The organism is Actinomadura sp. HBU206391, from assembly GCF_014323665.1.
Lineage (GTDB): Bacteria > Actinomycetota > Actinomycetes > Streptosporangiales > Streptosporangiaceae > Actinomadura_C.
This window is the reverse complement of the sequence record NZ_JABVEB010000011.1, coordinates 49603-71089: the sequence shown is the minus strand read 5'-3', so window position 1 is coordinate 71089 and position 21487 is coordinate 49603. Positions and strand designations below refer to the sequence as shown.

The window sequence follows — 21487 nt, the reverse complement described above, 5'->3', positions numbered from 1 at the left end:
TCGGCACCGGTCTTGTCGGCGGTGCTCATCAAACGTATGGTCGCGGCAAAAGACAAAGCGGCGGGGGAGCCCGAACATGAGCAATGAGCGCGACAGCGGCCCCGGGTCCTGGGGACCTCCTGACGGCGGCCCGCCGCCCGACCAGGGCTGGCCGCCGGCCGGCCGGCCACAGGGCGGCTCGCCCTATGGCGATCCGTCTCAGGGCGGCCCATCGCAGGGCGGCTCGCCGTACGGTGGCGAGCCGCAGGGCGGCTCGCCGTACGGTGGCCAGCCGCAGAGTGGCGGCTCGCCCTACGGCGATCCGTCGCAGGGGGGTCAGCCGTACGGCGGCCCGCCCTACGGCGGCCCCGGCGGCCCTGGAGGCCCGCCGCAGGGCGGACCGGGCCAGCCTGGCGGCTTCGGCTTCCCCCCCGGCCCCCCCGGCCCCCCGGCCCATCCGGCCCTGGCGGCCCATCCGGCCCTGGCGGCCAGCAGCCGTGGTCGTACAACCAGCCGCCGGCGCCGCCTCGGCGTAGCGGCCCGCCCGTGCTGCTCATCGTGGCCGGCGCGGTGGTCGTGCTGCTGATCGTGGCGATCGGCGTGACGATCGGTCTCAGCGGCGGCGACGACAAGAAGAACGCGAATACGTCCGAGCAGAGCGAGAGCGAGGGCGGGCAGGCCGGCAAGGCGGCACAGAATCTGGCCGCCGTTCGCGCGCTGCGCTACAACGGCTCCTTCTCCTCCAGCGGCACCACCATGCAGACCCAGCTCTCGGTGACCAAGGCCGGCTCGGGCAGCGGCTCGATCACCGTGGGCGGCGAAAAGGTCGACATGATCGTCGTCGACGGCACGACCTACCTCAAGGCGGGCAAGTCGTTCTGGCGCTCGCACGGCGGCGTGACCACCAACCCCGAGGACTACGCAGGCAAGTGGAGCCGCGCCGCGTCGTCGACGCTCGACCTGGACGTCAAGGACATGCTGGTGCCCAGCACGATCGTGCAGCGACTGCAGGCGGCCGCCCCGAGCCTGGTCGGGGACGGGGCTGACGTCAACGGCACCCCGGCGCTCAGAGTGGCGACCGCGGACGGCGAGTACTACATCTCCAAGGCACAGCCGCACAAGTTGCTGAGGATCAAGTCCACCGGCACCGACACCTACCAGTTCGACGTCACCGAGGTCGCCGCCTCCGAGACGATCGCCCTTTTCAGAGAACTTCAGGGAAAGGTGAGAAACCTCACCGGCGCGCTCGACCCCGGGGTGCGGTTCCTGCCCAGCGGCAGTCTGAAGTTCAGCAACTGCGGGTCGGGCGGCTGCACCCTGAAGTACACCGTGACGAGCCTCTCACTCAGCAGCAGCAGCAGCGTCCGGGCGGTGCTGAAGGCGACGATCCGCGCGAGCGGTCGTGATCTCGGCACCTGCACCGACACACGCAGCGTGAGCGCGAGCAAGAAGGTCAACCTCTCCTGTACGGTCACCAGCGGCGGCTGGAAGTCGTGGGTTCGCTGGGCGCGCAGCACTCCGGGCTCGCACCGCTACGAGGCCCGGGCGCGCGTGGTGGCCCAGGCGGTCTCCGCCGGTGACGTCAACGGATTGCTCGCCAAGCTGAGCCAGGAGCAGCAGAGCGTTTAGACCGGCGAAGCCGGTCCGGTCTACAGTGCCGTTGCTCTGTTTTGTCCCACTGGGTTGATGTGGCATGTCCGGAATCGCCGGAGTCAGGTGAAGCTCCGCCCAAAGTGATACCTCTGGTGTCACGGGGCCGACTGATTCCCCGGCCGGGGGCCTGTGTGGACGTGCCGGGGCATCAAGCGGTGGCAATAACCCGTCCGGAGCGGGAACCCTGTCTCGGACGTAACATGAAGGTAAGCCTAAGTAGCACTGCGACCCCGGACGCCTCCCCCGGGGCGGGTGCTGCGCGTCGAGGAGGTCTTCCTCTGTGGCCAAACCGGTCCAACAACTCGACCGCGTCATCATCCGATTCGCCGGTGACTCCGGCGACGGGATGCAGCTGACCGGCGACCGATTCACCCAAGAGACGGCGTCGTTCGGCAACGACCTATCAACGCTGCCCAACTTTCCGGCGGAGATCCGCGCACCGGCCGGCACGTTGCCAGGTGTGTCCAGTTTTCAGCTGCATTTCGCCGACCACGACATCGTCACCCCCGGCGACGCGCCGAACGTGCTCGTGGCGATGAACCCGGCAGCGCTCAAGGCCAATCTCAGCGACCTTCCGCGGGGCGCCGACCTGATCGTCAACACCGACGAGTTCACCAAGCGCAACTTGGCCAAGGTCGGTTACGTGACGAGCCCGCTCGACGACGACTCGCTGAGCGAGTACCACGTGCACGCGCTGCCGCTCACCTCGATGACGGTGGGGGCCCTCGAGGACATCGCAGTGTCCAAGAAGGACGCCCAGCGGGCCAAGAACATGTTCGCGCTGGGGCTGCTGTCGTGGCTGTACCACCGGCCGACCGACGCCACAGTCGACTTCCTGTCCCGGAAGTTCGCCAAGAAGCCCGAGATCATGAAGGCCAATGTGGCGGCCTTCCAGGCGGGCTGGAACTACGGCGAGACGACCGAGGCGTTCTCGGTGTCGTACGAGGTCAAGCCGGCCACCCTGCCGCCCGGTCACTACCGCAACATCACCGGCAACCTGGCGACGGCGTACGGACTGATCGCGGCGAGCCGGCAGAGCGGGCTGCCGCTGTTCCTCGGCTCCTACCCCATCACGCCGGCCTCCGACATCCTGCACGAGCTGTCCAAGCACAAGCACTTCGGCGTGCGGACGTTCCAGGCCGAGGACGAGATCGCGGGCGTCGGCGCGGCTCTGGGCGCCGCGTTCGGCGGCTCGCTCGGCGTCACGACGACCTCCGGGCCGGGCATGGCGCTGAAGGGCGAGACCGTCGGCCTGGCGGTCGCGGTCGAGCTGCCGCTGCTCGTCATCGACGTGCAGCGCGCCGGGCCGTCGACCGGCCTGCCGACCAAGACCGAGCAGGCCGACCTGCTGCAGGCGCTGTACGGGCGTAACGGCGAGGCGCCGGTCCCGGTCGTGGCGCCGCAGTCACCGTCCGACTGTTTCGCCACGGCGATCGAGGCGGCCCGGATCGCGGTGACCTACCGCACTCCGGTGATCATGCTTTCCGACGGATACCTCGCCAACGGCTCGGAGCCGTGGCGGATCCCCGAGGTCTCCACGCTCCCCGTCATCGAGCCCCGGTTCGCCGATCCCGCCGACTTCGGTCCCGAAGACGCCTTCCAGCCGTTCAAGCGCGATTCGCACACGCTGGCCCGGCCGTGGGCGGTGCCCGGCACCCCCGGGCTCGAGCACCGCATCGGCGGGCTCGAGAAGGCGGACGGCTCGGGCAACATCTCCTACGACTCCGACAACCACGATCTGATGGTGCGGCTGCGCCAGGCGAAGATCGACGGCATCGCCCGGGACATCCCGCCACTGCCGGTCGACGACCCCGGTGGCCAGGCCACGGTGCTGGTGCTCGGCTGGGGCTCGACGTACGGCGCCATCACGGCGGCGGTCCGGCGCGTGCGCAAGGCCGGCGGCCACGTGGCCCAGGCGCACCTGCGGCATCTCAACCCGTTCCCCGCGAACATCGCCGAGGTGCTCAGGTCGTACGACAAGGTCATCGTGCCGGAGATCAATCTCGGCCAGCTGGCCCTGTTGCTCCGAGGGAAATACCTCATCGACGTGATCAGTTACAACCGCGTACGCGGGCTGCCGTTCAAGGCGGAGGAGCTCGCCGGTGTGATCCAGGACGTGATCGATAGTGAGTGAGGCCGAAATCTCCATATCCGCGCCGAACGGCCACGGGTTCGTCAGCCTGACCCAGGTGGCCGAGCGTCCTCAGCATCCTCCGCTGATAGCGGAGGGCGAGACGCAGTCGGCCAAGGACTTCAAGACCGACCAGGACGTGCGCTGGTGCCCCGGCTGTGGCGACTACGCGATCCTCGCCGCGGTTCAGGGGTTCCTGCCGGAGCTGCGGATCAAGCGTGAGAACACCGTGTTCGTCTCGGGCATCGGCTGCTCGTCGCGGTTCCCGTACTACATGAACACCTATGGCTTCCACTCGATCCACGGCAGGGCGCCCGCGATCGCCACGGGGCTGGCCGCGTCCCGCCCCGACCTGTCGGTCTGGGTGGTGACCGGGGACGGCGACGCGCTGTCGATCGGCGGCAACCACCTCATCCATTCGCTGCGGCGCAACGTCAACCTCAAGATCCTGCTGTTCAACAACCGGATCTACGGGCTGACCAAGGGGCAGTACTCCCCCACCTCCGAGATCGGCAAGATCACCAAGTCGACGCCCATGGGCTCGCTGGACTCCCCGTTCAACCCGATCTCGCTGGCCATCGGCGCCGAGGCGACGTTCGTGGCCCGCACGCTCGACTCCGACCGCAAGCATCTGACATCGGTGCTGCGCGCGGCCGCCGAGCACAAGGGCACGGCGATCGTCGAGATCTACCAGAACTGCAACATCTTCAACGACGGGGCATTCGAACCGCTCAAGGACGCCGCCGTCCGCGACGACGTCACGATCCGGCTGGAGCACGGTGAGCCGATCGTGTTCGGAGCCGACGGCGAGAAGGGGCTGCGGCACTCGGCCTCCGGCGGGTTCGAAGTCGTCCCCTCGACCTCGCCCGACCTCGTGGTGCACGACGCGCGCAACCCGGACCCGTCGCTGGCCTTCGCGCTGTCGCGGCTGGACTCGCCGGCGTTCGAGCACACCCCGATCGGCGTCTTCCGTCGGGTGGAGCGTCCCTCGTACGACGAGCTGATGCGTGAGCAGCTGGACGAGGCCGTCGAACGGCAGGGCGAGGGCGACCTCGGCGCTCTGCTCGGCAGCGGCGACACCTGGCGCGTCGGCTGACGACCGACCTGCGGACAACTGCGAGATCCCGCCGGAGTGTCTCCGGCACGATCTCGCAGTTGTTATTTCGGGGCGCTACCGGCCGATTGCGCTGACTGGAAGACTCGGAGATCACATCAACAGGAGGTGTCGATGCGGGTCGGTCCGCTCCGTGCGCATACGAAGAGGCCGTCACGCACGGCGTTGCTGGCCCTGGTCGTCTCGGTCGGCATCGCCGCCACGGCCGTCGCCGTCACGGGCGCGCTGGTCGCGGCGCCGATGCGCGGCAAGATGGCGCGTTTCTCCTCACCTCTTCACGTCTATCCGGTCACCCAGACGACGGCCGGCCAGTGCGCGTCAGGAGCCGGCGGCGTCAACGGGCAGAGCGCCAGCGGGCCGGCCTGCTATCAGGTCGCCAAGGGCATCCAGATCCGCCGCGTCAACGACATCCACGTCCAGGGCGGGCAGCTCGGGGGGCACGAGGTCTCCATCAGCCTGCTGCCGGCCGACCGGCGGGCGTTCGCCGCTCTCACCCGCAGGATGGTCGGGCGTGATGTCGCCTTCGTCGTGCGGGGCCGCCTCGTCACGGCGACGCGGGTCGAGGCGCCCATCACCCGCGGCAAGGTTCTCATCACCGGCGGCTTCAGCCGGGCCGACGCCGACCGGCTGATCCGCGAGCTGAAGGGTTCACGCTGACCCGCCCCTTGGAGGACACGTGCAGCAGTACCCCCCTGTGTACGGGCCGCCGCCGCGCCGCGATCGGACAGCTCTGATCGTCGGCATCGCCGCGGGCGTCTTCGTCGTCGTGGTGCTGATCGTGGTCGCGGTCATCATCGTGATCTCCCGCTCCGGCCCGGACGAGCCGAACCGGCTGCGCAGCCCCCTGGGGATCCAGCCGGTGACCGAGGTGACGCCGGGCGCCTGCACCGACGGTTCCGGGGTGCCCGACGTCGACGGGACCCAGTGCTACCGGCTCGCTCCGGGGATGACCGTGACGCGGCTCGAGAAGCTCGAGGCCGCGCTCGCGAAGAACGGCGCCGGCTGGCAGGTTCTCATCGAGCTCGGCCCGGCCGACAGCGGCGCCTTCGGGTCGCTCACGCGGCAGGTGGCCACCGAGCAGCCCCCGCGCAACCAGCTCGCGCTGGTCGTCGACGGGAAGGTCCTCTCGGCGCCGTCCGTCCAGGAACCGATCACGGGCGGCGAGATCCAGATCACCACCGGTTCCTCCGGCACCCGCCAGGATGCCGAACGGCTCGTCAGTCGGCTCACCCACGCCGATTGACGGGTCCCCGGCCGGGGACCCGTCAGCTCGGGTCTGGGAGCTCGCGGCGTTCCCCGTCGCGGATGTCGATGACCGCGCCGAGCCGGCCGCGGAGCCGGAAGAACGTCTTGATGTCGGACCAGGAGCTGGCGAGCACGGCGGCGAGCAGCACCGGCGCCTTGACCACCCACGGCGTCTGCTGGAAGGCGTCGGCGACGAACGCCGCGAGTACGACCAGCATCAGGCGGGTCAGCGTCTCCCTGGACAACAGGGTCGGATCGGGCTGATCCGAGGCCTCGAGCAGTCCGTAGGCCACCCGGCGCATGGCGCCGGGGTCGCCCGAGCGGCGCCAGTCGGCGATCGCGTCCCGGTTGTTGTAGAGCACGGTCTCGAACACCGACCTCGGCATGGTGCCGAGTTCACCGAGCAGGGTCACGGGCAGCCTCACCTGCCGGGTCTCGCCGCCCTGCGCGGGAGCGCGCCGGCGTCGCTTGAGCCGCCGGCGTTGAACGGCCTCGGGATCGCCGAGGACGAACTCGATGAGCTCGGCCTCCTGCGCGTAGGCGAGAGAGCGCAGGTAACAGGCGTTGTGCCAGAACTCGATGACCTGCCGGTCCATCGCCTGGTCGCCGTCGACGCCAGGGAGCCAGTCCCGTAGCCGGGCCCGGATGGTGGTGCGGCGCTCATGCCGGTTCGCCTCCACCCACTGCAGTGCCAGCCGCCCGTCGGCGGTCTGCAGGTCATCGCGCATCCTCGCGACCGGGTCGAGCGCGAACGCCCGGTCGTCGCCCGTGTCGTCCCGTTCCCCCGCCGGCCGGATCGTCAGTTGCCCGTCCAGGTCCGCCTTGATCCACGCGGCCCAGGACTCCTGCATCCGCCGCACCTGCTCCTCCGGGGCGCCGCACCGCTCGATCAGCAGCCGGGCGATGCCCTCGCTGATGCCGTGCCTGGCGACGCGCCGGTCCAGTTCCCGCACCCGCAGGCCGCCGATCCGCTGCCCGATCTCGATGCGCTCGGGCTCGGGCAGGTCGAGCGCGTCGTACTCGAACGCGTGGAGGCGGTCGCGGCCGGTCGCACCGGGCTCGCGCAACGCGCGCAGCAGCGCCTCCTCGATCGTGCCGGCCCGCGAGCGGATCTCGAACGGGAACACCAGGTTGGTGCCGACCGGGCGGCCGACCAGTTGCAGCATCCGCCGCGGGCCGATGCGGTGGAAGAGGATACCGTCGAAGATCATGTTGTCGGTCAGGACGATCGCCTCGGAGAGCAGATCCGCCAGCCGCATCATCGCGACGATGGAGCTCTCGGCGTCGCCGCCGAAGCGGGTCATCCCGATGTCGCACACATGCCGCTGGGCTAGGGAGTCGAACTCGACGACGTACAGACGTTGGATCCTTCTCGGTGCCTCCGCGCCGTCCCGCATGACCCTCCCCGCCGCGCCGCCGTAACGGTAACCGAACATGTCCGTTCTGTGGTGTGTATCAGGACACACTCTGTGTCAGGGCACGCTGGCCGGGTCGCCCTCGGTCAGCGGCCGTGCCGCCGCCGGGCCGGCCCCCGAGCGCAGCGGCAGTTCCCTCAGCGCGAGGACGGCGAGGAAACCGAGCAGCGCGATGGGCACACCGACCATGAAGACGGTCTCCATCGCGCGGGCGAACGACTCGAGCACGATGCCGTGCAGCGGTTCCGGCAGCCGCTGGATGGCCTCGGGCGAGCCGAGGCGGGCCCCGCCCGCAGGGACCTCGGCGTGCGCGGCGCGCAGCATGCCGGCCATCTCACCGTTCAGCCGGCCGGTGAGGATCGCCCCGAACGCCGCGACGCCCATCGCGCCGCCGAGGGAGCGGAAGAACGTGACCCCCGCGGTGGTCGCGGCCATGTCCGCGCGCTTCGCGCCGTTCTGCGCGGCCAGAATGAGGATCTGCATGGACAGGCCGAGGCCGACCCCGAGCACCGCGACATCGACGCCGACGATCAGCCGGCTCGAGCTCACGTGCAGCCTGGAGAGCAGGAACATCGCCAGCGCCACCAGGAGCATGCCCACGAGCGGGAAGACCTTCCAGCGTCCGGTCACCGTCACGATCCGGCCGGAGCCGACCGAGGCCAGGAACAGCCCGACCACCATGGGCACCGTCGTCAGGCCCGACATGGTCGGCGACATGCCCTTGACGATCTGCAGGTACTGCGGCAGGAAGATCAGCCCGCCGAACAGGGTGACGCCGACGAACAGCGAGGCGAGCGCGGTGAACACGAAGGTCCGGTCACCGAACAGCCTCGGTGGTAGGATCGGCTCGCCGGCCCTTCGCTCTGCGACGATCGACAGGGCGAGCAGCGCCGCGCTGAGCGCGCCGAGGCCGTACGTCCACGGCGAGTTCCAGGCGAACTGCTTGCCGCCGAGTGTGAGCACGAGCATGAGCGCGCTCGCGCCGCCCGTGATCGCGAATGCGCCGAGCCAGTCGATGCGGGCGTCGCGCCGTACGCGGGGCAACCTGAGCACCTTCTGGATCACGATGAAGGCGATGGCGGCGAGCGGGACGCAGACATAGAAGCACCAGCGCCAGCCCAGCCCGTCCGCGTCGACGATGAAGCCGCCGAGCAACGGTCCGGCGATGGTGGAGACACCGAACACCGCGCCCGTGTAGCCCGAGTAGCGGCCGCGCTGCCGCGGCTCGACGATGTCGCCGAGGATCACCTGGGTCAGCGCGGACAGCCCGCCGACCCCGAGTCCCTGTACGGCGCGTGCGGAGATCAACTCGGCCATGTTCTGGGCGAGCCCGGCCGCCATCGAGCCGAGGACGAACACGACGAGCGAGAGCTGGAACATGAACTTGCGGCCGAACAGGTCCGACAGTTTTCCCCAGAGCGGCGTCGACACCGTCATGGTCAGCAGCGGGGCGCTGGCGACCCAGGACAGCTGGTCCTGGCCGCCGAGGTCGCCCACGATGGTCGGGAGCGCGGTGCCCACCACCGAGGTGGAGATCATCGAGGTCAGCAGTGCCAGCAGCAGGCCGGACAGGATCTTGAGTATCTCCCGATGGGAGTACGACCGCTCCGTCACGCGCCACCCCTGCCCCGGCATTGCAATTCGCCGGATGCTGTGTTAGATGCATAGTGCATATATGAAATGCCCATTATGCCGGGATACTCCTGTCGACGTACTGCCTTCTACCTCCGGTGACGCAGCCCGGCCCGCGCGATCTCGGCCCGAGAGCGGCCGAGTCGCATGCCTTCGCTGCATAGGGTCGTGTTCATGGATCTGCGGGGAGCGCTGCGACGGCGCTGGGCCTTCGTCGCCGTGGCAAGCTTTCTCGTCGCCGGCGGCGGTATCGCGTGGGGCGTGACGCGGGACGGCGGGCCGCCGGTGCGTACCGAGAACCGGCGCATCCAGGTGGTCGACGGGCCGCGCGACGACCAGCGCGTCACCCTCGACACGACGTTCTTCCGGCCGCAGGGGTCGGCGAAGGCGCCGGCGGTGCTGCTCGCGCACGGCTTCGGCGGCTCCAAGGACGACACCCGGGCCGAGGCCGTCGAACTCGCCCGGGCCGGTTATGCCGTCTTGACCTGGTCGGCGCGGGGCTTCGGTGCCTCCACCGGCGAGATCGCCCTCAACTCGCCCGACTACGAGGTGAAGGACGTACGGCAGTTGGTCGACTGGCTGGCCCGCCGGCCCGAGGTCCGCCTCGACGGCCCCGGCGACCCGCGCGTCGGCATCGCGGGCGAGTCCTACGGCGGCGCCATCTCGCTGCTCGCGGCCGGCCACGACCGCCGGGTCGACGCGATCGCACCGCAGATCACCTGGCATGACCTGGCGGACGCCCTGTTCCCCGGGGGCGGTGCCGCCGGCCCAGAGCACGGCGTCTTCAAGAAGCTGTGGGCGGGCATCTTCTTCACCGGCGGGTCGGGATCCACAGCCTGTGGACGATTCCTGCCGTCGCTGTGCTCGATGTACCAGAAGGTCGCCGAGACCGGCCGCCCGACCGAGGACGCCGTCAGGACGCTGCGCCGATCGAGCCCGGCGGCGGTGGCCGGCCAGATCAAGGCGCCGACCCTGCTGATCCAGGGGCAGTCGGACTCGCTGTTCCCGCTCGATCAGGCCGACGCCAACGCGGCCGCCATCGCGCGGGCCGGCACACCCGTCTCGATGGCGTGGTTCCAGGGCGGCCACGACGGCGGTGACCCCGAGACCGCACGGGTGCGCGGACTGGTGCGCGGCTGGTTCGACCACTGGCTGCGCGACCGGCCGGGCTCGGCTCCCGCCTTCACCGTCACCCGGGCCGGCGGCATCGACTCCTCCACCCAGCAGATCGTCATCGACGCCGCGACGGCGCGGTCCTATCCGGGGCTGAGCGGCGGCAGCCGTTCCGCCCTGCCGCTGAGCGGCCGTGAGCAGACGGTGCAGAACCCCGCCGGCGGATCACCCGCCTCGATCTCGGCGCTGCCCGGGCTCGGTGCGCTCAGCAACCTGGGCGATCTGGGTAACCTGGGCGACCTCGGCGGCGGCGCGGCGGCGAACGCCCTGCCCCTCGACATGCCGGGCCAGGTCGCGACCTTCGACACCGCGCCGCTGCGGGAGCCGCTGCGGGTGACCGGCGCCCCGACCGTACGGCTTCGCGTCACCGGCGACCCCGACGCGACGCTGTTCGCCAAGCTGTACGACGTCGGCGGGGGCACGGCCACTCCGGCCCGGCGGATCGCCGCGCCGCTCCGCGTCGAGAACGCCGCCAAGGGACGGACGGTCGACGTGACACTGCCCGCGCTCGACTACCGCTTCGCCCAGGGCCACCGGCTGCGACTGGTGCTGACCACCACCGACATGGGCTTCGCCGGGCCCGCCAAGCCGGCCGCGTACAAGGTCGCGGCGGCATCGGGTCTCACCGTGCCCACCGTGCCCCCGCTGCGGACCCCGGCCGCGCCACCGCCCGCGTGGACCTGGCTGATGCCGCTCGGCGCGATCGTCATCGCACTGGTGCTCGTGTCGGCCGGCCGGCGCCGTCGGCCGGGGTCCTTCGACGCGGAGCTGGCCGAGGTGCCGCTGGAGATCACCGGGCTGACCAAGGCGTACGCCAACGGGCATCTGGCCGTGGACGATCTGTCCCTGCGGGTGGAGAGGGGGCAGGTGCTAGGGCTCCTCGGCCCGAACGGTGCGGGCAAGACCACCACGCTGCGCATGCTCATGGGGCTCATCCATCCCGGCCAGGGCGAGATCCGGATCTTCGGCCACCGGGTCACGCCGGGCGCGGCGGTACTGGCCCGGCTCGGCTCGTTCGTGGAGGGCCCGGGCTTTCTGCCGCATCTGTCCGGCCGGGACAACCTGGAGCTGTACTGGCGGGCCACCGGACGCCCGCGCAAGGAGGCGCACACGGCCGAGGCGTTGCGGATCGCCGATCTCGGCGCCGCCCTCGACCGGCCGGTACGGACGTACTCCCAGGGCATGCGGCAGCGGCTGGCCATCGCGCAGGCCATGCTCGGCCTGCCCGACCTGCTCGTGCTCGACGAGCCGACCAACGGCCTCGACCCGCCCCAGATCCGCGAGATGCGGGCCGTACTGCAGCGCTACGCGGCCGGCCCGGACGGGAACGGCACCGTGGACGGGGGCGGACGGACGGTCATCGTCTCGAGCCACCTGCTCGCGGAGGTCGAGCAGACCTGCACGCACGTGGTCGTGATGTCCCACGGCAGGAAGGTCGCGGACGGCCCGGTCGCGGAGATAGTCGGTACGGAGCGCCGGCTCGAGGACGCGTTCCTCGCCATCATCGGGGAGGGCTCATGACCTACCAGGCGGGCCGCACGCTGCCGCTTCGCGTCGAGGCCGTCCGCCAGTTCCGGCGGCGCCGCACGCTCGTGGCGTTCGTCATCCTGCTCCTGCTGCCCTGGTTGCTCGTGGCCGCCTTCCAGGTCGGCGGCGACCCGGAGGGGAACGGCGCGCCGGGACTCGTGACCGTGGCCACCGACAGCGGACTGAACTTCACGGCCTTCACCTTGTTCGTGTCGGCGGGCTTCCTGCTCGTGGTGGCGGTGGCCCTCTTCTGCGGCGACACCGTGGCGAGCGAGGCCAACTGGTCGTCGCTGCGCTACCTGCTCGCCGCCCCGGTGCCGCGCGCCCGGCTGCTGCGCCAGAAGCTGATCGTGGCGCTGGGATACGCGACCGCCGCCGTGGTGACCCTGCCGCTCATGGCACTGGTCGCGGGCACGCTCGCGTTCGGCTGGGACGATATGCGGCTGCCGACCGGCGGCTCGGCACTGCCCGCCGGGAGCGCGCTGAGCCGGATGGCGCTCATGGTCGGCTACGCGCTGGTCAGCCAGCTCGTCGTCGCCGCACTGGCGTTCCTGCTGTCGGTGACGACGGATTCTCCGCTCGGGGCCGTGGGCGGAGCCGTCGGGCTGGTCATCGTCAGCAACATCCTCGACGCGGTCACCGCGCTGGGCGACTGGCGGCAGTTCCTGCCCTCGCACTGGATGTACGCCTGGATGGACGCCCTGCAGCCCTCGATCCAGTGGTCGGGGATGGCGAAGGGCACCGCGTTGTCGTTCTCCTACGCGGTCGTCCTGCTCGCGCTGGCGTTCCGGCGGTTCCAGTCGAAGGACGTGGTCTCCTAGCCGAGGGCCGCGAGCAGTTCGTCCGTCGAGCACACGGTGCCGAGGACCGGGAAGATCCTCGTGATCGCGAAGGCGTGGTCGCCGGCGTCCAGACCCGCCATGGCGTCCTCGACCAGCAGCAGCCGGTAGCCGTGCTCGTCCGCCGCGCGCGCGGTCGACTCGACGCCGAAGTTGGTCGCGATACCGGCCAGCGCGAGCGTCGTGACGCCCCGCCTCCGCAGTTGCTCGTGCAGCCCGGTGTCGTGGAACGCGCCCCAGGTGTGCTTGGTGATGAGGAGATCGCCCGCCTGCGGCGCCATCTCGCTCACCAGTTCACTGCCGGGTGGCTGGGTTTCCTCTCCGGGACGTTCCGCCTGCACGATCACGACGTGGCCGCCCTTTTCCCGGAAGGCCTCCGCGAGGCGCATGCACTGCCGTACGACGTCGGCGCCGGTGTGCGGCGCCGTTTCCCGGCCCACGATCCGGACCTGCAGATCGATGGCGACAAATGCGGTCTGATGGGGATCAATCGTCTCAACCATGTCCGGGGATCCTAGTGTGAGAGCGAACTTCGCTGTATCTCTACGCTTCCCGCGCACGACGACGACCACAAGCCACCACGCGTCCGGCCGTCGCCGGAATGAAGAACGTGCCGGCGGGCGTGCCCGGCTGCATGCTGACGTCCGCGCCGTGCGCCGGGCCCGGCATGAAACCCCTCACCCCGGCCATTGCGCGAGCATGACCGAACCTGGAAGAGGGATTCACAGAGATCTACCGATTAGCGGTTGCCAGAAGGGGGGAAATGATCAGCATGACACGGCAGCAGCTTGTCAAACGTCCCAGACCTCCGCGTCAGCCTGCCACGCCCGACCTGCGGACCCCTTCCGGACGGGTTCTCCCCTACTGACCGCCCGCGCGTCCCGGCATGCGCCGGGCGCCCGACCCGCCAGGACCACTCCGCCAGAACCACTTCACCGGCTCCACTCGGCCGATCCACGTCGGTCGGATTCACGTCGGTCGGATTCACGTCGGTCGGATCGACGGCCGGCGCACCGTCATCGCCGTCGTCGCCGTCATCCTGAATCGCGAATCATGAATCATGAATCACGACGGCATCGTGTCCCGCTCGATCCCGTCCTGAATGAGCGGCGCGGTCAGGAGGTCGGACACCATCGGATGCGCGCGTCCTGGCGCGATGGTCACCACCTGGTAGGTCGCGACCCCGGCCCGCACGAAGGGATCCTCGACGGCGATCTCCTCGATCCGCGCGCGGTCGACTCCCCGGGCGATGATGGCCCCGCCCTCCTCGACCGGCACCGTCGGCCCGGAGACCAGGAAGACGCCCTGGCCGTGGTAGCGCTCGAGGAAGTGGACGTGGCCGGGCACATGCGGCTCGACCTCGGACTTGGCGGCCATGTAGCGCAGGATCAGAAGATGCAGCATGGCTCGCCATCATGCCCCGACCGGCCGACGGTTTCCGGGTGACACCGGATACTCACCGCGCACACGCCGACACGCGGCACATCTCGGGGCGATGCGTCACGCGAGCGAGATGTCTCCTTCGAATGGCAGAGTACGTGCCGTGAACACAGAAGAGTTCTGGGACATCGTCGAATCCGCGCGCACCGGCGACAAGCCGTTCTACGAAGCACTGGTGGACCGGCTCGCCGTGGGCCCAGAGCAGGCGATCCTCGAGTTCGAGTATCGGTTCGACCAGGTAACCGATGCCGTGTACCGCTGGGATGTCTGGGCCGCCGCGTATCTCATCGGCGGCGGTTGCTCCGACGACGGTTTCATGGACTTCCAGGCCGGCCTGGTCGCGCTCGGCCGTGACTGGTTCGAGAAGGCGGCGCGGTCACCGGACGATCTCGCCGACCACCCGGCTGTGATCGAGGCCGCGGCCGGATCGGGGTCCGGCTCCGGCTCCCGCGGCGATAGTGCCATCTTCTACGAGGAGGTCGGGGCCGCGGGCAACGTGGCGTACGAGCGGCTCACGGGCGCAGGCGCGGACGCCTACGAGGAGGCCTGGGACCGCTACCAGGACGGGCGGGAGGATGAGGAGGAGGAGCCCGACATGGGTGAGGAATTCGACTTCGACGACGCCGACCAGATGCGTAAACGGCTGCCCCGGCTCTCGGCGCTCTTCCTGAGCCCGCCGGCCCTCTGACCGCGAGCTCGGCCGACCTCATGGCCCGGCCGCCCGAGAGGTCGCAAACCCGGGCATGATTTGCACGTGACCACATATCCCATCGTCCGGCCGTACCGTCCGGAGGACCGCGCGGCGCTGTACGACATCTGTGTGCGCACCGCGCACGAAGGCGGGGACTCCCGGCACATCTACCCCGACCCGGATCTGATGCCGAGCATCTTCGCCGCACCGTACGCCGAACTCGAGCCGGAGCTGACCTTCGTTCTCGACGACGGACAGCGGGCGGTCGGGTACATCCTCGGCACCGCCGACACCGTCGCCTTCGTCAAGAGGTACCGCGACTCGTGGCTGCCGACCCTGGTCGAGCGCTATCCCGCTCTCACCGGTCCGCCCCGTACACCGAGCGAGGCGATGATCGCCCTCATGCACAACCCCGAGCGCATGGTCGTGCCGGAACTCGCCGCCTACCCGGCCCATCTCCACATCGATCTGCTGCCCGACTTCCAGCGCCAGGGCCACGGCCGTACGTTGATGGACGCCTTTCTCGGCGCCCTGCGCCGAGCGGGGGTGCCCGCCGTCCACCTCGGCATGGTGCCGACGAACACCGCCGCCCGGGCCTTCTACGACCGCGTGGGCTTCCACGAGATCCCGGTCACCGACCCCGGCCCCGTCACCTATCTCGGCCGCACGACGGAATGAGCATGAGGCGGGCCCGGTGCGGCCTGCCCCTGATGTCGTCAGCAGCCGTACATCTGGCGGATCGCGATCAGGTCGGCCGCGCTGAATCCCGTCTTGGCGTACGGATCGGTCAGCGGCCGGCCGTTCTTCGCGACCAAGGTGTCGAGCCCGTTGGCGGAGAACGCCCTGTTCCCGTAGATCATCACCGAGTTCTGGTCGAAGTCGCCGAACAGCCGGTTCCGAGCAGCCTCCATCCGCTGGAACTGGGAATGATAGGCCGGTGTCACGTTCTCGAGGTGGACGTCGACCGAACCGTCCCGGTCCGACCGGTTGTGCTCGTGGTGGAAACCGATGACATGCATCAACTCGTGCACGACCGTGCCCATGTAATTGCAACCGCTGCCGAGCGAAAGGTCCTGCCGCCCGCCTTTCATGCCCAGCATCGAATAGCAGCCGGTGCCCGCGAAGATCCGGACGAAGGCGCCCACGTCGGTCCGCGGCACGAAGCGGACGCACGTCCCGGCGGTGAAGTCGGCGACGGCCTCCTCGACCGTCTTGCGCACGGCCGCCGGCAGACCCGGATCGAACACGTACGGCACCCTCCCCTTCGGCCACAGCGCTGACGTGTCACTGACGGCCGCCCCCGAGGCGCCTGGCGTGCAGGTGTCCTGCGGCGCCCCCTGCGGCCCGGGCGGAGGGGGCTCCCCTCCGGGAAGCACGCCCGGGAAGTGCGGCCTGCCGCGGGCCACATCGGCGATCCGGCCGAGCGAGATGTCGCCCTCGGTCACGGCATGACCGTCGATGTCCACGTAGGTGACGTCGCGCAGCCTGCCTGCGACGTCGCGCGTGTGCAAGGAGAGATTGGGCCCGATCGTCTGCTGGCGCCAGAGCTCGACGGGCGGTTCATCACCGGCCCTGGCCGAGGAAATCCCCATTGATGCCGTGATCGCGACCGACATCAAGAAAATGCGGCGTCTCATTCGAATCCCCCGAATCCGCCCGCGTCATTCGCGGGTCGTTTCTGCCGGAGAGCTACCCAGCCGATTCGACCCGGATTCTCGGCGCCGGGCCCCCGAGGGCCTGTCGCACAGAAATCCGGTCACTTTCCGAATTCGATGATCACCACGGGTATGTCCCTGCCGGTCATCTCCTGGTAGCGCCGGTAGGACGGCATGGCCGTGACCATGAGCCGCCACAGCCGCGGCCGCTCCTCGGGAGTGGCGCCGCGCGCGCTCGCGGTGAAGGTCTCGGTGCCGATCTGCACTATGACCTCGGGGTCGTCCACCAGGTTGAGATACCACGCCGGATGCGCGTCGGCACCGGCGTTCGACGCGGCGAGGACATAACGGTCCCCGTCGCGTGCGTACACCAGGGCGGTGCGGCGCAGCCTGCCCGTTCTGCGCCCACGGGTGGTGAGCAGCAGATCGTTCATGCCCGGTCTGGGCCGGCCGCCGGTGTCCAGGAAGCGGCGAATATGGCCGGCCACCCTCTCGTCCGGGCTGTCGTGGATCTCCTCGTCCATCAGAACGCCTCGACGCCCAGATGCGTGCGGTGGTGCCCGGGGGTTTCGATCTCGTCGAGCACCGCGATCGCGAAGTCGGCATAGGAGATGCGACTGCTCGCCTCGCCCGGAGTCCTGCGGTACCGGCCGGTTCGCATGCCTCCGTGGTCGAAGTCCCCGGCCGGGCTGAGGACCAGCCAGTCCACCGAGGTGACGGCCCGGGTCAGCACCGCGTTGCCGGCCGCATGGCCCAGATAGAACGCGCGGTACTCCTGCGGGTAGCCGGCGGTGTCCATGAGGAGCGTCCCGGACGCGGTCGGCAGGATCGACGCCAGGCCGACCGAGACCAGCCGGCCCACCCCCGCCCGCGACAGCCCGTCGAGCAGCGCGCGTGCGGCGGCCGAGAAGAAGACGTCGGGCTGCGCACCGGCCTCGTAGACGGCGCTGATCGCGGCGTCGTGGCCCCGCGCCGCCTCTGCGACGCTCTCGGTATCCGTGACGTTCCCGGCGACCAGCCGTACGCCGTCCGCCGCCAGGCCGTGGTGCGCGGCGGGATCACGGACCACGGCGGTGACCTCGTGTCCCCGCCGCCGGGCCTCCGCTACCGCGGCCCGCCCCGCCCTGCCACCCGCACCGAAAACGACGATCCTGCTCATGCGTGCACCTCACCGTCCGAGCCGGTCCCTGTCGCCGGCCGCTGCCGGGACGGTAACCGAGCAGGTGGTTTCCGATCGGATACCGGCTACCGCGCACCGGCGGACCAAGGCCACTCGATCCGGACATGTTCGCCCCGGCCGCCCGTCCACGCCCGTGAAGCCTCGGCGCTCGACCGCACGGGCCGGCCGGCCCGACGTTTCCGCGGAAACGCCTACTGCCGCGCTCCTCGAGCGTTTCCGCGGAAACGCATTCTGCCGAACGGCGGCTGCGCCTCCACGTCATGGTGCCGCTACTCACTGGTGTGGACATGACCGAGAAGTGGAAGATCCGTCCCTGACCTCTGGACACGCCCCACGCTGCGGTTGCATGCTGAGCGGGCGCTGAGGGGGAACTGCGATGAGCACATCCGAGCACGACATGCTCGCGCCACCGACCTTCCCGATGGAGCGGACCTGTCCGTTCGCTCCGCCGGCCGAGTATCAGCGGATGCGCGCCAGCGCGCCGCTCGTCCGCGCCAACCTGCCGAACGGCACGCCTGTCTGGGCGGTGACCCGCCACGCCGAGGCACGGCAGATCCTCAGCGACCCGCGGATCAGCTCGCGCACCGGACGACCCGAACGGCCTCGCGGGCCCGACGACGATCGTCCCGACGAGGGCTTCTTCATCGAGACGGACCCGCCGGAGCACAGTCGGTACCGACGGTTGCTGATCTCGGAGCTGGGTGCCCGCCCGGTGGCCGCGATGCGGCCGCGCATCCAACGAATCGTCGACACGGCGATCGACAAGATGCTGGAGACCGGGTCGCCCACCGACCTCGTCGAGTCGTTCGCGCGCCCGGTCCCGTCGCGAGTCATCTGCGAGCTGCTCGGCGTCCCGGCCGACGACCACGGGTTCTTCGAGTCCCGGCTCCGGATGCTGACCGTGATGAGCAACGACCCGCGGGCCCCCCAGGCCTCCCGAGACCTTCGCGGCTACCTGCGCGAACTCATCAGCCGCGCCGAGGCTGAGCCACACGACGGCCTCATCGGACGGCTGGCCGCCAGGCACCTGCCCACCGGGGAGCTGACCACCGACGCTCTGATCAACATCGGTTTCCTGCTGCTGCTCGCAGGCTACGAGTCGCCGGCGAACATGATCTCACTGGGCGTGCTGACGCTGCTGGAGCACCCGGCGCAGCTCGCCGCGTTGCGCGCCGATTCGAGCCTGCTGCCGGGTGCGGCCGAGGAAATGCTGCGTTTCCATTCGGTGCAGGACTGGGTCAGCTTCGACCGGGTGGCGGCGGACGACCTCGATATCGGCGGTGTGCGGGTCCGCGCCGGTGATCGCCTGACGGTGCTGGCCGCATCGGCCAACCGGGACGAGCGGACGTTCGAGAATCCCGACGAGTTCGACATCCGCCGGTCTGCGCACCACCACCTCGCCTTCGGGTACGGGGTGCATCAGTGCATCGGCCAGAACCTCGCCCGCGCCGAGCTGGAGATCGCCTACGGCACCCTGCTGACCCGGATACCGACGCTCCACCTGGCGGCAGGGCTCGACGAGGTGCCCTTCGCCTACGACGCCGCTTTCTTCGGACCGCACGCGATGCCTGTCGCCTGGTGACTTGTATCCGAGATGCCTTAACCCCTGAGCCCGGTAGCGCAGGTACACCACGCCGCCGGCGAAGCGGCGATCGTCGAGTAGGCCAGCATCCCTGCTCTCTTCCACCGCCAGTGCAGACGGTACCGGCCTCCGATCTCATCGATCGTTCAGGATGAGATCTGCTATCCGGATCAGCCGGACGACATAGTCGTGGCCTTCCCCAGGCCGAAGTTGCAGAAGAAGGTCAGGGAGGTGACCTGCGCACTCATCCACCACGACGAGGTGATGGCCATCCAACCGGCCGTCCAGGTAGCCGCTTATGCACCCGGCCAAGCCGGCATCCAGCAGCGCAACGGGTTCCCCGTGGATCTCCAACCATCTGAGGTCATCAGGGAACGTCAGCCCACGATGTTCCGCCCACAGGACCGAGACCTCATCGCGGACCGCCCAGCTCACTCCGCCGGGGCGATGCCGATCGGGCAGCTCAGGCCCGTACCGCCGATGCCGCAGTAGCCGCCCGGGTTCTTGGCGTCCGACAGGTACTGCTGGTGGTACTCCTCGGCGAAGTAGAACTCGCCGGCCGGGGCGATCTCGGTGGTGATGGGTCCATGGCCGTGTGAGGTCAGGACCTGCTGGTAGGCGTCCCGGGAGGCCTCCGCGGCCTTCTGCTGCTCGGCCGACCGGTGATGGATCGCCGAGCGGTACTGCGTGCCGACGTCATTGCCCTGCCGCATCCCCTGCGTGGGGTCGTGCCCCTCCCAGAAGACCTTCAGCAGTTCCTCGTAGGAGACCTCGGCAGGATCGAACACGACGCGCACCATCTCGGTGTGGCCGGTCCGGCCGGAGCACACCTCTTCGTACGTCGGGTTCGGGGTGTGACCGCCCGCGTAGCCGACCGCCGTGGACAGTACCCCCGGGGTCTGCCAGAAGATGCGCTCGGCCCCCCAGAAACAGCCCATGGCGAACTCCGCGACCTCCGCCCCGTCAGGGTAGGGCGGCGCCACGGGGCCGCCGAGGACCTCGTGGCGCGGCGGTACCGGCATGGGTACGTCACGTCCCGGCAGAGCCTGCTCTGGAGTGACCATCTGCGTCTTCGCGAATCCGAACACGTTGCCAGGCTAACCCGTCCGCCTGGCCGATGGGTACGCACGCACCCGGTGCACGCGTGTCGAAGTCCGTTCGGTGTCGGCGTACGCACCACCGCGAGCGAGGTCGTGCTTTTGCCCACACCGAAGACCACTCGGTCTGCCGCCATTTCCTGAAGCGTCGCTTGACATTACCGTTAAGCATTATGACTAATTACGCGCTGATATGATCCGCTGGTGACGGAGCTGCGCAAGGGAATGATCTTCGGAATCGCCGCCTATGCCATCTGGGGATTGTTCCCGCTGTACTGGCCATTGCTGAAACCGGCCGAGGCCGCCGAGATCCTCGCGCATCGCATCCTGTGGTCGCTCGTCGCCGTGGTCGCGATCCTGGCCGTACGCCGGCACTGGTCGTGGGTTCGCTCGCTGACACTCAAGCAGGTCGGGTTGCTGGCCCTCGCCGCCGTGGTCATCTCCGTCAACTGGGGGATGTACATCTACGGCGTCAACTCCGGGCACACGATCGAGACCTCGCTGGGCTACTTCATCAATCCGCTCATCAGCGTGGTGCTCGGCGTCCTCATCTTCCAGGAGCGGCTTCGACGCCTGCAGTGGTCGGCCATCGCGCTGGGCACGGCAGCGGTGATCGTGCTGACGGTCGACTACGGCCGGCTGCCGTGGATCGCGCTCACCCTGGCGTGCTCCTTCGGCTCGTACGGCCTGCTCAAGAAGTTCGCGAACACCCCCTCGGCCGAGAGCCTGACGGTCGAGACCACCGTGCTGGTGTTGCCCGCCCTGGCGTTCACGCTGACGCTGCACGCACACGGCGAGGCGACCTTCGGGAACGTGGGGGCGGCCCAGGCGCTGCTGCTGGTCGGCGGAGGGGTGATCACTGCCGTCCCGCTCATGATGTTCAACGCCTCCGCCGTACGGCTCCCCATGACGACGGTCGGCCTGTTGCAGTACCTCGCGCCCACCCTGCAGTTCCTCATCGGGCTGCTGGTGCAGCACGAACGGATGCCGGCCAGCCGCTGGATCGGCTTCCTGCTCGTCTGGGCCGCACTGGTGATCCTCACCTTCGACGGTGTGCGCCGGTCCAGGCTGCAGCGCCGGTCACAGGTGCCCGCGCTGATCCCGGCGCCCGTCCCGTCCCTCCCCCGCTCATGA

20 protein-coding genes are annotated in these 21487 nt (G+C 69.7%); 12 read left to right on the top strand and 8 right to left on the bottom strand.

Going from position 1 to position 21487, the window contains the following annotated elements:
- The first annotated feature begins 76 nt into the window (after window positions 1–76).
- The 6 genes from HKK72_RS07430 to HKK72_RS07405 all read left to right on the top strand — a co-directional run bounded on the left by HKK72_RS07430 (window position 77) and on the right by HKK72_RS07405 (window position 6120).
- On the top strand, window positions 77–565 hold the full coding sequence (locus tag HKK72_RS07430) for a hypothetical protein (protein ID WP_187233504.1): 489 nt from the start codon (window positions 77–79) through the stop codon (window positions 563–565).
- Window positions 526–1608, top strand: coding sequence for a hypothetical protein (locus tag HKK72_RS07425; RefSeq protein WP_187233503.1), 1083 nt, complete (start codon window positions 526–528; stop codon window positions 1606–1608). Before HKK72_RS07430 ends, HKK72_RS07425 begins: the two co-directional genes overlap by 40 nt.
- A 304-nt stretch (window positions 1609–1912) precedes the next feature.
- On the top strand, window positions 1913–3766 hold the full coding sequence (locus HKK72_RS07420) for a 2-oxoacid:acceptor oxidoreductase subunit alpha (RefSeq protein WP_187233502.1): 1854 nt from the start codon (window positions 1913–1915) through the stop codon (window positions 3764–3766).
- A gap of 55 nt (window positions 3767–3821) precedes the next feature.
- Window positions 3822–4859, top strand: coding sequence for a 2-oxoacid:ferredoxin oxidoreductase subunit beta (locus HKK72_RS07415; RefSeq protein WP_187233531.1), 1038 nt, complete (start codon window positions 3822–3824; stop codon window positions 4857–4859).
- A 132-nt stretch (window positions 4860–4991) separates the two neighbouring features.
- On the top strand, window positions 4992–5534 hold the full coding sequence (locus tag HKK72_RS07410; RefSeq protein ID WP_187233501.1) for a SecDF P1 head subdomain-containing protein: 543 nt from the start codon (window positions 4992–4994) through the stop codon (window positions 5532–5534).
- Window positions 5535–5553: 19 nt separating this feature from the next.
- Window positions 5554–6120 carry a SecDF P1 head subdomain-containing protein gene (locus HKK72_RS07405; RefSeq protein ID WP_187233500.1) on the top strand — a complete coding sequence of 189 codons (567 nt, stop codon included), beginning with the start codon at window positions 5554–5556 and terminating at the stop codon, window positions 6118–6120.
- Window positions 6121–6142: 22 nt separating this feature from the next.
- Here the strand turns inward: HKK72_RS07405 and HKK72_RS07400 are convergent, their stop codons facing one another.
- Both HKK72_RS07400 and HKK72_RS07395 read right to left on the bottom strand, forming a co-directional pair.
- Window positions 6143–7558: a hypothetical protein gene (locus tag HKK72_RS07400; RefSeq protein ID WP_187233499.1), complete on the bottom strand. Its 1416-nt coding sequence runs from the start codon at window positions 7556–7558 to the stop codon at window positions 6143–6145.
- Between the two features lie 36 nt (window positions 7559–7594).
- Window positions 7595–9151, bottom strand: a complete 1557-nt coding sequence (locus HKK72_RS07395) for an MDR family MFS transporter (RefSeq protein ID WP_315987129.1) — start codon at window positions 9149–9151, stop codon at window positions 7595–7597.
- A 192-nt stretch (window positions 9152–9343) separates the two neighbouring features.
- Here HKK72_RS07395 and HKK72_RS07390 point away from each other — a divergent pair, with 192 nt between their 5' ends.
- Together HKK72_RS07390 and HKK72_RS07385 are read left to right on the top strand one after the other, a co-directional pair.
- Window positions 9344–11863 (top strand): alpha/beta fold hydrolase, encoded by a 2520-nt coding sequence (locus HKK72_RS07390; protein WP_187233497.1) that lies wholly within the window; start codon window positions 9344–9346, stop codon window positions 11861–11863.
- Window positions 11860–12690 carry an ABC transporter permease gene (locus HKK72_RS07385; protein ID WP_187233496.1) on the top strand — a complete coding sequence of 277 codons (831 nt, stop codon included), beginning with the start codon at window positions 11860–11862 and terminating at the stop codon, window positions 12688–12690. The genes HKK72_RS07390 and HKK72_RS07385 overlap by 4 nt, the downstream gene beginning before the upstream one ends.
- Here the strand turns inward: HKK72_RS07385 and HKK72_RS07380 are convergent.
- Both HKK72_RS07380 and HKK72_RS07375 read right to left on the bottom strand, forming a co-directional pair.
- A complete protein-coding gene (locus HKK72_RS07380; RefSeq protein WP_187233495.1) occupies window positions 12687–13211 on the bottom strand; it encodes an isochorismatase family protein in 525 nt (174 codons plus the stop codon). The two genes, HKK72_RS07385 and HKK72_RS07380, sit on opposite strands and share 4 nt — an antisense overlap.
- Window positions 13212–13773: 562 nt before the next feature.
- Window positions 13774–14112 (bottom strand): YciI family protein, encoded by a 339-nt coding sequence (locus HKK72_RS07375; protein WP_187233494.1) that lies wholly within the window; start codon window positions 14110–14112, stop codon window positions 13774–13776.
- A 139-nt stretch (window positions 14113–14251) separates the two neighbouring features.
- Here HKK72_RS07375 and HKK72_RS07370 point away from each other — a divergent pair, with 139 nt between their 5' ends.
- Window positions 14252–14836 (top strand): DUF4240 domain-containing protein, encoded by a 585-nt coding sequence (locus tag HKK72_RS07370; RefSeq protein ID WP_187233493.1) that lies wholly within the window; start codon window positions 14252–14254, stop codon window positions 14834–14836.
- Window positions 14837–14902: 66 nt separating this feature from the next.
- On the top strand, window positions 14903–15517 hold the full coding sequence (locus HKK72_RS07365; protein ID WP_187233492.1) for a GNAT family N-acetyltransferase: 615 nt from the start codon (window positions 14903–14905) through the stop codon (window positions 15515–15517).
- A 38-nt stretch (window positions 15518–15555) separates the two neighbouring features.
- Here HKK72_RS07365 and HKK72_RS07360 read toward each other — a convergent pair whose 3' ends face one another.
- The 3 genes from HKK72_RS07360 to HKK72_RS07350 all read right to left on the bottom strand — a co-directional run bounded on the left by HKK72_RS07360 (window position 15556) and on the right by HKK72_RS07350 (window position 17653).
- A complete protein-coding gene (locus HKK72_RS07360; protein ID WP_187233491.1) occupies window positions 15556–16431 on the bottom strand; it encodes a M12 family metallopeptidase in 876 nt (291 codons plus the stop codon).
- Between the two features lie 164 nt (window positions 16432–16595).
- Window positions 16596–17018 carry a nitroreductase/quinone reductase family protein gene (locus tag HKK72_RS07355; protein WP_187233490.1) on the bottom strand — a complete coding sequence of 141 codons (423 nt, stop codon included), beginning with the start codon at window positions 17016–17018 and terminating at the stop codon, window positions 16596–16598.
- The gene (locus HKK72_RS07350) at window positions 17018–17653 is read right to left on the bottom strand and encodes an NAD(P)-dependent oxidoreductase (protein ID WP_187233489.1); all 636 of its coding nucleotides are present in this window, start codon (window positions 17651–17653) and stop codon (window positions 17018–17020) included. Before HKK72_RS07350 ends, HKK72_RS07355 begins: the two co-directional genes overlap by 1 nt.
- 397 nt (window positions 17654–18050) lie before the next feature.
- Between HKK72_RS07350 and HKK72_RS07345 the strand changes: the two genes are divergently transcribed.
- Entirely contained in the window at window positions 18051–19256 is a 1206-nt protein-coding gene (locus tag HKK72_RS07345; RefSeq protein WP_222720445.1) for a cytochrome P450, read from the top strand.
- A 431-nt stretch (window positions 19257–19687) separates the two neighbouring features.
- Here HKK72_RS07345 and msrA read toward each other — a convergent pair whose 3' ends face one another.
- Window positions 19688–20344 (bottom strand): peptide-methionine (S)-S-oxide reductase MsrA, encoded by a 657-nt coding sequence (gene msrA / locus HKK72_RS07340; protein ID WP_187233488.1) that lies wholly within the window; start codon window positions 20342–20344, stop codon window positions 19688–19690.
- A gap of 213 nt (window positions 20345–20557) precedes the next feature.
- On the opposite strand from msrA, the gene rarD reads away from it, so the two are divergent.
- A complete protein-coding gene (gene rarD / locus HKK72_RS07335) occupies window positions 20558–21487 on the top strand; it encodes an EamA family transporter RarD (RefSeq protein WP_315987128.1) in 930 nt (309 codons plus the stop codon).